This is a genomic window from Rhodohalobacter sp. 614A (assembly GCF_021462415.1).
Taxonomy (GTDB): Bacteria; Bacteroidota; Rhodothermia; order Balneolales; family Balneolaceae; genus Rhodohalobacter.
This window is the reverse complement of the sequence record NZ_JAKEDS010000001.1, coordinates 932,257-948,386: the sequence shown is the minus strand read 5'-3', so window position 1 is coordinate 948,386 and position 16,130 is coordinate 932,257. Positions and strand designations below refer to the sequence as shown.

Here is a 16,130-nt window from a genome sequence, read left to right as displayed (position 1 = left end):
AAAACCAAATCAAACCAAAACGGGATTGGTCTTTGTGAGTGTAATACTGAATGTGGAACCTTCTTCGGGCGAGCTTTCAATAAACAATTTTTCGCCATGTGCTTCTACAATATGTTTCACGATGGCCAGGCCGAGTCCGGTCCCTCCTTTTTCTCTTGAGCGCGATTTATCCACTCTGAAGAACCGTTCGGTAACCCGCTTTAAATCCTTCTTCTCAATCCCGATTCCCGTATCCCGAACATAAAGAAGAAGTTTGTCCTTCAATTTTTTGAAATCCGTCACTCCAATTTCAACATAACCGCCGGGCTTATTGTACTTCATTCCGTTTTCAATCAGGTTGATCAGTACTTGTTTTACCTGATTGCGATCTGCCCGAACCTGGATATTTTTGTCAAAATCCTTCACCCGGATTTCAATATTCTCTTTTTGAGCTTTGTACTGAAGACTCTCCACCACATCCAAAACCACATCACGCAAATACATCTCTTTGATATTCGATTTCAGCTCGCCGGTCTCCAGGCGCGAAATTTCCATCAAATCATTGGTTAGATAGATGAGCCGGTTCACGTTCCGCATTGTTTTTTTGAGGAATACTTCGTTCACATTTTTATCGTGAATGGCTCCGTTTAAAAGGGTTTCAATAAATCCCTGGATGGCAAAAATGGGCGTCTTCAGCTCGTGAGAAATATCACCGATAAATTCCTTGCGGTAATTTTCAATTTTATTGAGCCGGGCCAGCTCTTTGCTAACCGTATCACTCGCCTGAATGGAGCGTTCAATTAAATAATCAAGCTCATCATTCTTCTGGTCGGGATTGTTGTTGTATTCTTTGAATTTTTTCCGGGATATATTTTTAACAATTCCATACAACGTCCGCACCCGTTTATTGTGAAGCCGTGCCGATACCAAGTAAACAATCCCAAAAGATGAAATAAAAAGAGCCAGAACAAACCCGATGGATTGCGATAGGCTAATTGAAAGGAAGAGGTACTGGAAACAAAAACCGACCAGAGTAATCATCAGCGCAGACGGAAAAGCCGTTCTGAGTGATATGGACGATATTTTTCTTTTTTTTAAATCAGAACGACTCATTCTTTAAACCTGTAACCGACACCCTTTACGGTCTCAATATAATGATCTCCGAGTTTTTCTCTGATTTTTCTCACGTGAACATCAACCGTTCGGTCCACAACATAAATGTTATCGCCCCACACTTTATTGAGAAGAGTTTGGCGATCCCGAACTTTTCCTTTTTTGCTGGCTAAATAATAGAGTAGCTCAAATTCTTTTCGGGGAAGCTGAAATTCCTCTTCGCCGCGCGTTACGATATAACGATCCTTGTCAATTTCCAGATCGTGTACCTTTAATTTCTGAACTTTCTCTTCCGTTTCTTCAAACCTTCGAAGAACGGCTTTAATCCGCGAAATCAATTTGGAGGTGCTGATCGGTTTCGTAATGAAATCATCCGCTCCTTTATTCAATCCTTCAATCTCGGTTTTTTCGTCGCTTCGGGCGGTCAGAAAAATGATGGGGATATGAGTTAACGTTGAATCTTCGCGCATGCGGTCGCACACTTCAATACCGTCCATTTGCGGCATCATGATATCCAGTAACACAAGATCCGGCATATTCTCTTTGGCCATTTGAATACCGTCTTTCCCGTTTTCGGCCTTTAATACGTTAAAACCTTCTTGACGAAGATTGTATTCAATTAGATCCAGCAGGTCCTGTTCGTCGTCGACTACAAGAATGGTTTGTTTGGACAAAATACGTCAGTTTGTTTTTTGATTAGATGAAAGCTAACGGCTTAGTCCTTAATAATAACCAATAAAGATTAACAAAATATTATCATTTCAGCTTCGCCAGGGCCTCTTTCACAATCTCTGAAACCGTTGCTTTGGGATTTTTTCCGGCAATTTGATTAACCGTTTGAGTCGCCTGTGTTTTGGAAAAACCAAGGGCCTCCAAGGCTGAGGTTGCTTCTTCGCGCTTACTCCGGCTTTCTGTTGAACCGGAGATAACGGACGGCTGAGATTCATCAAACAGCTTGTCTTTCAATTCCAGTACCATTCTCTCAGCTGTTTTCTTCCCGATTCCCGAAATGGTTGAAAGCGACTTAACATCCTGCGTCACAATCGATTCCATTAGCGCCGGTGCCGGCATTCCGGATAAAATTGTCAGACCAAGCTTCGGGCCAATTCCCTTCACAGTTATCAATCTCTCAAAAAGATTCTTCTCTTTACTTGATGCAAACCCAAAAAGCCGCTGATCATTATCCGTAATATGGTGATAAATCAGAAGCTTCAGTTTATCTCCGGTATCCGGCAGCGTTTCTAACGTTTGGGTGGATATCTCTACGCGGTATCCCACTCCATTTACATCGATGATACACTCATCTTCTGTTTTCTGTTGAAGAGTGCCGTTTAGATACGCAATCATTATGTCCTTGGTTATTTGGTTTGATACTTAAAATATCGGCGTTTCTCATCCCTTTGAAGAGAAACTTCTTACTTCTTTACCCGATCCGGATTGTCTTCTACAAACTTTGCCCAGCTCGATTTGCTGTTGTTTTGATGCATTTTTTTTGATCCGGTTTGAGATGAATTCACATCTGCATGAGTAAAATGGCACCAGGCAACAGACAGGGCATCCGTCGCATCCTTCGACAATTTACCTTCAGGCATTTTCAGTAGTTTATCCAGCATAAATGCCACCTGTTGTTTGCTGGCATTCCCGTTTCCGGTAATTGATTTCTTCACCATTTTAGGATAGTACTCGGCAACATGCAGTCCCTGATTGGTAATGGCTAAAATCGCTGCCGCCTGTGCCCGGCCAAGTTTTAGCATTGCGAGAGGATCAACACCGTAAACCGGTGTTTCTACTGCACATTCATCCGGTTTAAACTCTTTAATCAGCCGGGTTACTTCATCAAAAATAAACTGGAGACGATCGTTATGATTATCCATTTTCTTCATTCGAAGCACATCGCACGCCTCAACAGAATAAGAAGTATTCTCCCGAACGAGGACAGCATACCCCGTAGTGCGGGAACCTGGGTCGATACCGAGAATCTTCTTGGACATAAAGTTTGGAATATCGAATACTGAACAAGGAATGACGAATAACGAAAGGTCTATTTACTTCTAAATTCTAAAATCCTTGTTCAATATTCATCATTCATTTTCGTCTTCTGCGTAAAGCTTCGCCAGCCCTTCTATCATCTCTTCGGAAATTCCCGAGGTTGCAAATCCACCATCGTGATAGAGATTTTGCATCGTTACTTTTCGGGTCAGGTCGGAGAAGAGTGTGATGCAGTAATCGGCACATTCATCCGCACTGGGATTTCCAAGCGGTGCAATTTTATCGGCAAAGGTATACATGCCGTCAAATCCTTTAATTCCTGTTCCCGCAGAGGTTTTAGTCGGTGCCTGTGAAACGGTATTCACACGAATTCCTCTTTTCGCCAGCCGGCTTCCATAATTTCTTGCGATGCTTTCCAGAAGTGCCTTGGCATCATTCATATCAGAATATTTTGAAAAAATGCGTTGCGCACCGATGTAGGAAAGAGCCACAACACTGGCGCCGTCATTCAGAATATCTGTCTTTTCAGCAAAATGAAGCACTTTATGAAGCGAAATCGCCGAGATATCCAGCGTTTGATTGAACCACGCATAATTCAGATCGCTGTACTCTTTTTTCTTGCGAACATTTGGTGACATTCCGATAGCGTGCAGAATAAAGTCAATACTTCCCAGCTCTTCTTTCGTATCTTCCATCAGCGCTTCTACTTCATCCTCTTTGCTCACATCGCAAGGCAGAATTTTTGAGTTGGTTTCTTCAGCCAGGGCATCTAGTACACCGAGCCGAAGAGCAATAGGCGCATTCGACAGTACAAAATCGGCCCCTTCGCGTTTACAGGCCAAAGCAATTCTCCATGCAATACTACGCTCATCCAGTGCGCCAAAAATAATTCCTTTCTTCCCTTTTAGTAAACCGTATCCTTGTTGTTCAGACATTCATCAAGCAATTAAGAGTTCATCAGTTGTTTGATTTGAAAATAACACCTTCACCCATTACATCGAAATAGAAAAAGAAATTGGTTCTCGCATTCAGAACAGTTTCATTTCTCCCTAAAACAAACATTTATCATTTGGGAGAGAATTAAACCTGTATTATGTTTAGACTTAACAACTGCAATAATTCCCATCCGGGGACAATCAACATTACGTATAGTTAAAAGCAAGTGATAGTCTACTGGCTTGTAACCTTTATCGCTTTTGCAAAACATTCCGAAAAGGAACGGGAATGGATGTATCGCATCCAAAACGGGGATACAGCGGCAATGAAGCTTTTATATAATAAGTACAAGAATCTTCTTTTCGGGTTGATTGTATCTATTTTGAAAAACAGGGAGGAAGCCGAAGACTGCTTGCAGGAAGTCTTTACTCAAGCTTGGGAAAAAGCCGGTCAATTTGATGAATCCAGAGGAAGGGTTTATACCTTTTTAGTAACCATGGCACGCAATAAAGCTATCGACAGAACCCGCTCACGGGCTTTTAAAGATTCGGAAAAGGAAGACCATTTGGTTAACAACGCTGATTTTTCGATCACGCTTGAAGGTGAATTCAATAATCCGCATGAAGATCTTGAACTGTCTGAACGGGCTGAAATGGTTCGCCGGGCACTAAATCAACTCAGTAAAAAAGAACGGAAAGTACTGTACGTTGCCTATTTCAATGGAATGAGTCAATCAGAAATATCCGAAAAGCTGGATATTCCTCTTGGAACGGTTAAATACAGAATGCGCCAGGGAATGATTAAACTGCGAGACATGCTTGTACCCGACAATAAATAATGACAAACGAAGAAGAACATAACGATTTTGAATCTCTTTGCGCAGGCTATGTGCTGGATTCGCTTTCTGATGAAGAAAATCGTCAGTTTGAAAAAATGCTGCGCGATGCTGATCCCGAGCAGATTCAGCTTTTTGAGGAGATGATGGAGATTCGTGATGAATTGGCCCTGGCTGTGGACCCAATGACACCCTCGCCGCAGGTTGAGAAAAACATCATGAATTCAATTTCTTCGGTTGGGGAAGAACCTGAAGCAGAATCAACCCAACCCAACAATATCATCCCGATTTGGGGGTACAAAGTTGCGGCCGCCATCTTATTAATTGCATCGTTGGTCTTTGGTTATCTCACAATGGATCTGAATGAAACGATAGAAAATCAGCAGGCTCAAATAACAGAACTTGAAAGCCAACTCGACCGACAAGAGCAACTGCTGACGGTTCTTTCCGGTCGCCAGGTGACGTTAGTTAATATGAACGGCCAGGAACCCAGCCCTGACGGATATGGAAAAATTCTTTGGGATCCCGAAAAAGGTGAAGCCGTATTGCAACTGGCCAATCTTCCCGCCCCGCCCGAAGATAAGGACTATCAATTATGGTTGATTAAAGAGGGAGAGAATCCAATTCCGGCGGGAGTGTTTAATTTTGAGGAACCATCTACCGATCTGTTTTTCCGGGTTGAACAGTTAAATGAACAGCCATCGCCGCAATCCAATGTATTTGCTGTTACGCTTGAACCCAAAGGCGGCGTTCCACAACCTACCGGTGATATGTTCCTTTTGGGTGAGCAGCAGTAAGAATTTCTCAATCTCGCTCCGTAACATTTTTTTTTGACCACACGTAGAGCAAACCGTTGGTACTAATCAAACGGTCTTAAGCTCATGAAATCTTTTACATCTCTCAAGCTACTTTTGTCTTCGGTAGTCATTCTGTTTACTCTTCAAGCCTGCGGCGGCGAAGAAATGAGTGAAAACAGTGAAGACGACACCCCAATTATTCCGGTCGAAGTCAGCAGTGTTAGCCGGGGGAATATTTCTGCTTACTATTCAAACACGGCGACACTCGAAGCCGAGCAGGAAGCAACCGTCGTTTCAAAAGTCCGTGGAATTATCGAAGAAATTTATGTTGAAGAAGGCGACATGGTTCAGGCCGGGCAGGTCATTGCCAAAATTGAAGATGACCAATACCAGATTGAAGCCGACCGGGCAAAAGCTACTCTCGACAGATTATATAATGACTATCAACGAAATAAAGAGCTTTTTGATCGTGAATTGATCGCAGCGGAAACTTTTCAGAATTCACAATTTGAGTACGAGTCTCAAAAAGCGACATATGATCTGGCTCAACTCAACCTGGAATATACTTCTGTAAGATCACCTATAAGTGGTGTGATTTCGCGCCGGCATGTGAAAGCAGGAAATATGATCGGCACGGATCAACCCATGTATCGGGTAACGGATTTTACTCCGCTTCAGGCCATTCTTCACATCCCCGAACATGAGATGTCGAAAATCAGAAATAACCAACGCGCTGAACTTCGCGTGGACGCTCTTCCAAATGAAATGTTTATTGGCCATGTGGAGCGTATCAGCCCGGTGGTGGATTCTGAAACCGGAACATTCAAAGTCACAATCTACGTGGATGAAACGAAAGACATGCTCCGTCCCGGAATGTTTGGTCGTGTAAAAATTGTGTACGATACCCGAGAAAACACGCGTATGATTCCAAAATCGGCTGTTATCTCGGAAGACCTTGCACAAAGTGTTTACGTGATTAAAGATTCTCTCGCCTTCAAAAAAGAAATTCAAACCGGGTATACCAACGGCTCAAATGTAGAAGTAATAAATGGCCTTGATGACGGAGAAATGGTGGTTACCATCGGGCAGGGAAGCCTGCAAGACAGCTCAAAAGTAAGCGTTATCGAAAGTCTGTAAGGCGGAGCCATTATGAAAATCATCGATATTTCGATTCGCCGGAAAGTCACAATTGCGATGTTCACCGTTGGAGTGCTCCTGTTCGGGATGGTTTCTCTTTCCCGGCTGAATGTGAATCTTCTTCCTGAATTGAGTTATCCGACTCTCACCATCCGAACCGAATTTGAAGGTGCTGCCCCCGTTGAAGTTGAAAACCTGATCACCAAACCTGTGGAAGAAGCCGTCGGGGTTGTAAAAGGAGTTCAGCAGGTGCGCTCGATTTCAAGAGCAGGCCAATCGGATGTGGTTTTGGAATTTGCCTGGGGAACGGACATGAACATTGCCAACCTCGATGTGATGGCCAAACTTGATGCCGTTCAGCTTCCCCTCGATTCAGAAAAACCGGTCACACTTCGCTTCGACCCAACTCTCGATCCCATTCTCCGATATGCACTCTTTTATAATGATGAAGAGATTGACGAGTCTGAAGATGATGCGCCTGTTAATTATGCAAGTTATGAAGATCTCTCCAGTCCCGATGCCATTGCCAGTCTGAAGACACTTCGGATTTTAGCGGATGAACAGCTCAAAAAGAATCTTGAATCTTCCCTTGGCGTCGCTTCTGTAAAAATCAGCGGTGGATTGGAAGAAGAGATACAGGTAAACATCGATCAGCAGCGCCTTTCCTATCTCAACATTCCGATTGAAACCATTACTCAAATCCTTGGGGCAGAAAACGTGAATCTCTCGGGTGGTCGTCTTGAAGACGGCCCGCAGCAATACCTGGTTCGAACACTTAATGAGTTTCAGAATGTAGACCAGATCCGAAATGTAGTTGTAGCCAGTGATTCAGGAAATGTGATTTACCTGAAAGATGTGGCCGAAGTAATTCAGTCCTACAAAGAAAGAGAAGCCATCACCCGCCTGAATGGTTCTGAGGCTGTGGAAATCGCTATTTACAAGGAAGGCGATGCAAATACCGTTGCCGTTGCCGAAGCGGTTAATGAACGAATGGATGAAATCCGGGTCGCTCTCCCATCAAACATGAAGCTTGAAAAAGTTTATGATCAGTCCATATTCATTGCCTCCGCAGTCAACGAAGTAAAAAATGCAGGGATTATCGGCGGTATTTTGGCGGTTCTGGTTCTCTATTTCTTTCTTCGGAATTTCTGGACCACGGTTATTATCTCTGTATCCATTCCAGTCTCTATCATCGCCACGTTTAATTTGATGTACGGGAATGATATTTCCCTCAACATCATGTCGCTCGGTGGAATTGCGCTTGGAATCGGTATGCTTGTTGATAATTCCATTGTGGTTCTTGAAAACATCGCGCGTCATCGGGAACAGGGCCAAGGAATTGTAGAATCGGCCCGCGAAGGTGCCAGTGAAGTTGGAATGGCTGTAATTGCATCCACCCTGACCACAATCGCTGTTTTCTTCCCGCTCGTATTTGTGCAGGGCATCGCCGGTCAACTTTTCCGCGATCAGGCACTTACGGTTACATTTTCATTATTGGCGTCCCTGATTGTGGCCATCACATTGATTCCCATGCTTTCATCACTGGGTGGTGATAAGAAAAAAATTGAACCGCTTGAGCTGAAAGAACCAAAAACCAAATTTGGCCGCGGACTCCGTGCCGTACGAATGTTCCTTTTTTATACGATTCCAACGGCTATCACAAAAGCCATTCGGTTTATTTTCGGCTGGATTGCAAAAATCACAAAAGCCATATTCTCTCCTTTTGTAAAAGCGTTTGATAAAGGATACCAGTTCACCGAGAGAAGATACACAGGTCTTTTGAATTGGTCTCTTAACCACAAAGCGTTGGTTCTTGTATCCGCCATTTTGATTTTTGCCGGATCGCTTGCTTTGGTTCCGCGAATCGGAATTGAACTCATTCCACAACTTTCTCAAGGTGAATTTTCAGTTGAGTTTAAACTTCCTCCCGGAACGCCCATCGAAAAAACAGACCAGGCACTTCGGTCTGTTCAAAACACAACTAAAGATTATGAAGGCGTGCATACAACTTTTGCCGTTGCCGGAACCGGAAACCGAATGGACGCCAATCCTGATGAAGGCGGTGAAAACTGGGGCGAATTGAACGTAACCCTTGCATCCGGAGCATCTTCATCTGAAGAACAGCAGACGATGGAAAGAATGCGTTCATCTCTTCAAAACGTACCGGGACTTCAATACAAATTTGCCCGGCCGGAACTGTTCAGCTTTAAAACACCGGTTGAAATTGAAATCAGTGGATTTGACCTGGATAACCTGAAAAGAGCCAGCGATGCCGTTACCCGGCGCCTCTCCGCCAACGGCCGTTTTGCGGATGTGAAGAGCACAATGGAAACAGGCAGTCCGGAAGTTCAGATTATGTTTGATCGGGATCGTGCCGCCGCGCTTGGTTTGCAGGTTCATGAAGTGGCCGATCGGATCGTGAGTAATGTCCGCGGAGATGTGGCAACCCGCTATTCGTGGAGAGATCGAAAGATTGATGTTTTGGTTCGTGCGCAGGAATCAGACCGGGCTTCCATCGAGGAAATTCAACGGCTGGTTGTGAATCCCGGAAGCGAACGACCAATTCCTCTGAGTGCCATTGCCGACGTACAAATTGCGAATGGCCCGGGTGAAATTCGCCGGGTTTCCCAACAGCGAGTGGCTATTGTTTCAGCGAATCTGAACTATGGCGATTTGGGAGAAGCAGCCGAAGACGTACAGGAAATTCTTTCAGAAGTAACGATGCCAACGGGTGTGTATGCACAAATTGGCGGCCAAAATGAGGAAATGTCAGACTCGTTTCAATCACTGCTGTTTGCACTTTCTTTGGCTGTGTTTTTGGTCTACTTAGTCATGGCTTCTCAGTTCGAATCACTCCTTCATCCGTTCATCATTCTGTTTACGATTCCACTTGCTTTGGTCGGAGCCATTTTAGCTCTTTACCTCACCGGAACGACGATCAGCGTTGTGGTATTTATCGGGTTGATTTTGCTGGCCGGAATTGTGGTAAACAACGCCATTGTTTTGATTGACCTGATCAACCAGATGAGACAAAAAGGAGCCGATAAAATTGAAGCCATTATGGAAGGTGGCAGGTCCCGCCTCCGCCCCATTTTGATGACAACACTGACAACCACACTTGGATTGCTTCCACTTGCCATCGGATTTGGCGATGGGGCTGAACTTCGGGCTCCAATGGGAATTACCGTCATCGGCGGACTGCTTGTATCCACTCTGCTCACTCTTGTTGTAATACCCGTGATGTATTCGATTATGGATCGAAAAACCTACTCAACCGAAACAGAAACGGCCTGACCGGAAACCATGCATATTACAGATCTTTCCATACGGCGGCCGGTTACCACACTGATGATTTTTGTCAGTTTGGTGGTGGTTGGGTTGATTGCCACACGCCTGGTTCCGCTTGAGTTTATGCCCAACATCACCTTTCCGGGTGCGTTTGTTCAACTTCCATATCCCAATTCCACACCGGCAGAAATCAACGAAAACATTGCCCGTCCGATAGAGGAGGTTCTTGCAACCCTGAGCGGCGTAGAACAAATCAACTCCAATTCAGGTGAAGACAACGCCGGCGTAGTTGTGATTTTCAAGCAGGGAAATGACATCAATCTGAAGGCGATTGAAATCAAGGAAAAAATTGAGAGTGTTCGAAATCAGCTTCCTGAAGATTTTGAGTATTACCAGATTTTTAAATTCCAGGATGGCGACGCCCCCACCCTTTTGCTCCGAATTTCGAGCGACCGTGACCTCTCTGATGCTTATGAACTTCTCAACCGAAATTTAAAACAACGCATTGAACGAATTCCGGGTGTTGGGCAAGTCACACTCTACGGCGTTGAGAAAAAAGAGATCCGGGTAGAGCTCGATCCCGATCGGCTCACCGCTTATAATATCAACCTGAATGAATTGAGCAACAAGCTCCGCCAGGCCAATTTCTCCATCTCTGCCGGAAGAATTACGGATTCCGGAATGCGATATATGGTTCGGCCAATGGGAGATTTGAACGGAGTGGAGGATATTGAAAATCTCATTATTGCCGACCGAAATATTCGGGTAAAAGATATTGCAACGGTTAAATACACCGAACCTGAACGAAATTACGCCCGCCATCTTGATAAAAAATATGCCGTTGGGCTCGACATCACCAAAGAATCGACAGCAAATACCGTAGAGGTCGTGGATGCCGTTCTCGCTGAAATCGATGAAATCAGCAAGCTTCCTGAAATGAGAGGCATCGAAATTTACGAGATGTTCAACCAGGCCGATGGCATTCTCAGCTCATTACGGGAACTGTTTAATGCCGGGATGATTGGTGCACTTTTATCGATTGTGGTTCTCTATATTTTCCTGAGACAGGTCGGTACAACGTTGATCGTGGCCACCGCCGTACCGTTCTCACTGATTGTTACACTCGGCTTTTTCTTCTTTCTTGATATCAGCCTGAATATTCTCTCGATGATGGGATTGATGCTGGCCATTGGTATGCTGGTGGATAATGCCGTGGTGGTGACGGAGAACATTCACCGGTTCCAGCGAAAAGGGAATGACGCTAAAACGGCCTCTGTTCTCGGGGCCAAACAGGTTGCCATTGCCGTAACTGCCGGAACCCTGACGTCTATCATCGTATTTCTGCCAAATGTGGTGAACGAAAGTTTTATCTCGCAGCACATGTATTACATCGGGATGGCCATCATTATATCGTTGCTGGCCTCTCTTCTCATTTCACTCACGGTCATTCCGCTGCTTGCGTCAAAAATCACCCCGCCGGAAAAATCAAAGAAAGAAACGCTTATCGACAAGCTTTCCATAAAATATTCTCAATTGTTGGACTGGCTTCTGGAACGTCGAAAATTGTCTGTATTTCTGATAACCCTCCTGTTTTTCAGCGGTGTTATTCCTCTCTCTTTTATGAATGTTGATATGTTTCCGAGAGTGGAAGAACGGCAGCTCTATCTCCAGTACAATTTGAATGCCTCGTACACTTTGGAAACAGTGAAAGAGTCGGTAGACCGAATCGAAGAATACCTCTACAACAACCAGGAAAATTTCGAGATTGAATCCGTTTATACCTATTACGAACCCGAAAATGCCACGTCTACAATCAACCTGATTCCTGACGATGAAGCCCATAAATCGGTCACTCAAATCAAGGAAGAGATAGAAGCGAACCTGCCAAAAATTGCTATTGGTCAACCCGGGTTTGAATACATCAGCCGGAACAGCTCCGAACAGGTCCAGGTTTTTGTGCAGGGAGAAGCCATGGATGTACTTGAAGATCTCGCCGAACAGGTAGAATGGAGGCTGGGACAGATTGACGGTTTTGCCGATGTTCGATCCGAAGCCGAAACCGGAAGCGATGAAGTGCGTTTGACTGTAAATCACGATCGTGCCCGCAATTTTGGACTCACATCAGATGCCGTTGCCAATATGGTTTCGAACGCCATGCGGGGCCAAACCGTCCAGCGAATTCGCGGACCCGAGAGTGAAATTGATGTGGTTCTTGCCTTCCAGGATGTAAATCGCCAAACGATGGAAGATCTCCAAAACCTGCCGATTACGGTAAACGAAGAACAAACCGTTAAACTGGCCACTCTTGCCGATTTTGAGCAACGGCCCGGCGCCGGTCGAATTTTCCGTGAAAACCGCAAAACTTCCCTGGGAATCAATATCAATCTGGATGATATTACTTCAGACGAAGCACGCACGGAAATTTCAAAAGTGATGAATCAAATTGTCTATCCGGCCGGATATTCGTGGAGTTTTGGACGGAGTTTCGGGAACGACGCGGAAGCCATGAATGTGATGCTCTTCAACATCGGAATTGCGTTCTTTTTGATTTACCTGATTATGGCTTCCCTGTTTGAGTCACTCCTTTATCCAACCAGTGTTATTTCGTGTATCTTTTTTGGTGTGATTGGCATCTTCTGGTTCTTCTTCATCACCGGCACCAGTTTTGATTTGATGGCTTTTATCGGCATCCTGATTTTGATGGGAATAGTCGTGAACAACGGAATTGTACTGATTGATCACATCAACCACCTGCGAAGCGAAGGACTCTCCCGCCGAGAAGCCGTTGTGCAAGGCGGACGCGACCGCATGCGCCCCATTTTAATGACAGCCGGAACTACCGTTCTCGGATTGATTCCACTCTGTATCGGAACCACCCAAATCGGCGGCGATGGCCCTCCCTACTTCCCCATGGCCCGCGCCATCGTCGGCGGACTGACATTCTCCACCATCGTTACACTCCTCGTACTTCCTTCTATCTATGTAATCCTGGATGATATCAGTATCTGGTCGAGACGTGTTATTCGTGCCTCCGGAAATGATGAGTGATTTTTGATTGGAGATATGTGAGATTCGATATGCGATTTCAGGGCAATATCAACACTTCTGCACTCGCTACTCTGAAGTCTGCATTCGCAAATATTTTGAGAAAAGTTTCCTTCCTCGAATTAGAATTTTTAAACGATTTGAGGATTATCTACCATTGTTTTTAATTGGTAGTAGATATGTTAGGCTTCTCCAACGAAATCATAATTCATGATTGAAAATTTATTAGACCCAGCTAGCTTAAATAATTACTCTAATTACTATAGAACTTTATTATCAATATCAGGTGTATTACTTGGTTTAGCTTTTGCTGGTTTAATATATGTTATCCAAGATGGCTTCTCTTCCTTCAAGTTTAGCCGAAATATGTTTTTAGAATACTATGTTAAGTTTGGGCAAAATTTACTTATTTCGTTAGCCTACTTAACAATAATTCCTATTTCTGCACTATACTTATCAATATATCCTTCCCTATTATCGAGTTTATTTTATCTATTTGCGTTCTTCTTTATTAAAACACTAATGGATTACTACAATCAGTTAGGTTATATACACACAATTTTTTCGGAGAAATTTGTACCCCAAAATTATGGCAGCGTTAGAAGCTATTTTCATTTCATACGCAATCTGGGATTCTTCAGAAATCTTCTTTTACTTTTTTCCATCATCATTTTTGTTCTCTATCCAGTTGCTATTTCTTTCTACTCAAATAGAAGTTTTCAATTAACAAGCAAGGGTTTATTCTATTCGACCTTATTAATTCTGCTTTATTCAATCTATCGCATAATTAATTTTTTACCGAACCTTTTTAAATATACCCAGCTAGAAATTCAGAGTGGGTCGATCCAATCAAATGAATCAAAAGAAGATTTTACAAAAGAGAAGCAGGCACTAAAAAAGTATCTAGAATCACATGAATTGAAAGAGTTAAATCCTTTTGAAACCAAAGAATTCTTAGATGGGGAACTTAGATTAAATTTTTTTGACAAAAGAAAAGGTGAAGAGGCTTGGTTCAATATTCATATTAATACTTCAAATTCGAATGTTTTTGAAATCCATGATTCCGTTTGTAGATATGCTTATGAAATACTCTCACTTTTAAATAAATCGCAAGTCGACATTAATACTTTTGTCCTATCATTTCATATCAATATTGATGATATGAAGCCTCAAACAATGTTTTTCAGAACTACCAGATCATAAATAAATGAAATTAACTCAAAATATTTAGATCCTATAGACTTTGTCTTAGAAGTTGAAAACCGCCTTTTTAGTGATTTATTTAAAAATCTAAATGAAAGAGGAGCATAATCAGTCTATACAACGGACCATCCTCCTCCGGTCATGCCGCCTTCCAATTTATTAGGTAACCTACTAAAGGTGAACCCCATTAATCCAAAAAACAGGATAACCACTCTTTTAAGCCCCATAAATACCCAATGCCAACTCCCCTGCAATCCTCTCGAAATCTTTATCATTATGCAGCAATTCTACTGTATGGGAAATGCACCAGTTTGCGATGAGCATATCAACGGTTTTTCGAATGGTAATTCCTTTTGCGCGTAACAACCGATAATTCGACGCCGCTTGAATGGCTAATTCTTTTCCTCCCAAATGTACGCAGTCTAAAGGATCAAGAGCTTCCTTCGCTTTTTTAAAGTCGTTGTCCGAATCAAATCCTTGTAAAATTTCGGTGAGAATAATGTCTCCAATTAGCACCGTTTCCTGAATGAGAAGGCGATCGAGACTATCCGTTTGCCAATTTTCGACTCCGTTGAAATAATCAATCCAGACACTCGTATCTACTAAAATCACGGTGTATCAGTCCTCATCTTTTCCAGATCACCACTCCAGGATAATTTTCCTCGTAAATTTCGAATATTTTCCTGTTTTTTTCGCTGAACCAATAATTTCAGCCCTTCTTCAACAGCATCCTTTTTGGTTTTTAAACGACTGACTTTCAATGCTTCATCCATCAAATCATCATCAATTACTACATTTGTTCGCATAATCATATAAATTATTAATGTGTATTATTTCATAATTTATACACAAAATAAGCTAAATCCTAAATTGGGTTATGCGTCTGTCCGCATTGGATTACGTTGAATTTTAAGAGCCTCAATCAAAAATCAAATAAAACAGAATTCTGATATCGCTAATCTGGAATCTCCACTCGCACATCAACCCAAAAATTGAACCCTCCAGTGATTCGATCAAAATCTTTATCAATCTTTATCATGATGTAGCTATTCAACTTTACATATCATACACCCGCTTCCGATGAAAATAGGTTTAGTAACTGTAATTATTTTCTACTCAACATTTTTTGCTTGTACAAAAGAAAACAATGACCGATATGTTTTCTTTCTTCACAACCGTTTCTTAGAAGAACATGCCCTTCATGAATCGCATCCGGAATATGGGCGCACCGAATACAAAGAAATTCTGGCGGAATTTGAAAAAAGTGGCCTGACCGTTATTAGCGAAAAACGAAATGGAAATGTGAACGCTCGTGAATATGCTCTCGGAATTGTAAACCAAATTGACAGCTTACTTTCAAAAGGAATCGACCCTCAAAAAATAACTGTCGTAGGAACTTCTAAAGGCGGATATATTGCCCAATACGTTTCAACAGTAGCCGCAAATGCTGATTTGAATTTCGTGTTTGTGGCAAGTTTTAGGAATAGCGATATAGAGAATATTCCCAACATAAACTACTGCGGAAATGTTTTAACTATTTATGAAAAAACCGATCCGTTCGGGGAATCGTCCATTGAACGGAAAAATAATTCAACTTGTGAAATCCCGCATTTCAAAGAAATTGAATTAAATACAGGAATGGGACACGGATTTTTATTCAAGCCCTTAAAGGAATGGATTGAACCAACGATAAAATGGGCCAATGGAGATTATGAACTGAAATAAAAACTGTAGACAACAATGGGTAACCATAATTCGTCCATCTCTCATATCAATCCGCATAAAAAAGCCACCCCAAAATCCGGAAT

The 16,130-nt window shown here is 42.8% G+C and carries 14 protein-coding genes; 7 read left to right on the top strand and 7 right to left on the bottom strand.

The annotated features are described in order from the left end of the window. Nucleotides 1-9: 9 nt before the first annotated feature. From L0B18_RS03670 to L0B18_RS03650, 5 genes are all read right to left on the bottom strand, one after another. Complete coding sequence (locus L0B18_RS03670; RefSeq protein ID WP_234567961.1) at nucleotides 10-1,092, bottom strand: sensor histidine kinase; 1,083 nt, start codon at nucleotides 1,090-1,092, stop codon at nucleotides 10-12. Further along, complete coding sequence (locus L0B18_RS03665) at nucleotides 1,089-1,766, bottom strand: response regulator transcription factor (protein ID WP_234567959.1); 678 nt, start codon at nucleotides 1,764-1,766, stop codon at nucleotides 1,089-1,091. The genes L0B18_RS03670 and L0B18_RS03665 overlap by 4 nt, the downstream gene beginning before the upstream one ends. Nucleotides 1,767-1,848: 82 nt before the next feature. Next, entirely contained in the window at nucleotides 1,849-2,439 is a 591-nt protein-coding gene (ruvA, locus tag L0B18_RS03660; protein ID WP_234567958.1) for a Holliday junction branch migration protein RuvA, read from the bottom strand. Between the two features lie 68 nt (nucleotides 2,440-2,507). Then, nucleotides 2,508-3,083 (bottom strand): crossover junction endodeoxyribonuclease RuvC, encoded by a 576-nt coding sequence (ruvC, locus tag L0B18_RS03655; protein ID WP_234567956.1) that lies wholly within the window; start codon nucleotides 3,081-3,083, stop codon nucleotides 2,508-2,510. Between the two features lie 90 nt (nucleotides 3,084-3,173). Then, complete coding sequence (locus L0B18_RS03650) at nucleotides 3,174-4,016, bottom strand: enoyl-ACP reductase FabI (RefSeq protein WP_234567954.1); 843 nt, start codon at nucleotides 4,014-4,016, stop codon at nucleotides 3,174-3,176. A gap of 227 nt (nucleotides 4,017-4,243) precedes the next feature. Here L0B18_RS03650 and L0B18_RS03645 point away from each other — a divergent pair, with 227 nt between their 5' ends. The 6 genes from L0B18_RS03645 (at nucleotide 4,244) to L0B18_RS03620 (ending at nucleotide 14,322) form a co-directional block, all read left to right on the top strand. Further along, the gene (locus L0B18_RS03645; RefSeq protein WP_234567952.1) at nucleotides 4,244-4,855 is read left to right on the top strand and encodes a sigma-70 family RNA polymerase sigma factor; all 612 of its coding nucleotides are present in this window, start codon (nucleotides 4,244-4,246) and stop codon (nucleotides 4,853-4,855) included. Further along, nucleotides 4,855-5,649 (top strand): anti-sigma factor, encoded by a 795-nt coding sequence (locus tag L0B18_RS03640; protein WP_234567951.1) that lies wholly within the window; start codon nucleotides 4,855-4,857, stop codon nucleotides 5,647-5,649. The genes L0B18_RS03645 and L0B18_RS03640 overlap by 1 nt, the downstream gene beginning before the upstream one ends. A gap of 84 nt (nucleotides 5,650-5,733) precedes the next feature. After that, a complete protein-coding gene (locus L0B18_RS03635; RefSeq protein WP_234567949.1) occupies nucleotides 5,734-6,786 on the top strand; it encodes an efflux RND transporter periplasmic adaptor subunit in 1,053 nt (350 codons plus the stop codon). A gap of 12 nt (nucleotides 6,787-6,798) precedes the next feature. Further along, a complete protein-coding gene (locus L0B18_RS03630) occupies nucleotides 6,799-10,080 on the top strand; it encodes an efflux RND transporter permease subunit (protein ID WP_234567948.1) in 3,282 nt (1,093 codons plus the stop codon). 9 nt (nucleotides 10,081-10,089) lie between these two features. Beyond that, nucleotides 10,090-13,122, top strand: coding sequence for an efflux RND transporter permease subunit (locus tag L0B18_RS03625; RefSeq protein ID WP_234567946.1), 3,033 nt, complete (start codon nucleotides 10,090-10,092; stop codon nucleotides 13,120-13,122). A 207-nt stretch (nucleotides 13,123-13,329) separates the two neighbouring features. Next, on the top strand, nucleotides 13,330-14,322 hold the full coding sequence (locus L0B18_RS03620; protein ID WP_234567944.1) for a hypothetical protein: 993 nt from the start codon (nucleotides 13,330-13,332) through the stop codon (nucleotides 14,320-14,322). A 216-nt stretch (nucleotides 14,323-14,538) separates the two neighbouring features. On the opposite strand, the gene vapC is transcribed toward L0B18_RS03620, so the two are convergent. After that, nucleotides 14,539-14,934 (bottom strand): type II toxin-antitoxin system VapC family toxin, encoded by a 396-nt coding sequence (gene vapC / locus L0B18_RS03615; RefSeq protein ID WP_234567943.1) that lies wholly within the window; start codon nucleotides 14,932-14,934, stop codon nucleotides 14,539-14,541. Further along, entirely contained in the window at nucleotides 14,931-15,128 is a 198-nt protein-coding gene (locus tag L0B18_RS03610) for a type II toxin-antitoxin system VapB family antitoxin (RefSeq protein ID WP_234567941.1), read from the bottom strand. The genes vapC and L0B18_RS03610 overlap by 4 nt, the downstream gene beginning before the upstream one ends. A gap of 274 nt (nucleotides 15,129-15,402) precedes the next feature. Between L0B18_RS03610 and L0B18_RS03605 the strand changes: the two genes are divergently transcribed. Beyond that, complete coding sequence (locus L0B18_RS03605; RefSeq protein ID WP_234567939.1) at nucleotides 15,403-16,047, top strand: hypothetical protein; 645 nt, start codon at nucleotides 15,403-15,405, stop codon at nucleotides 16,045-16,047. Nucleotides 16,048-16,130: the final 83 nt, after the last annotated feature.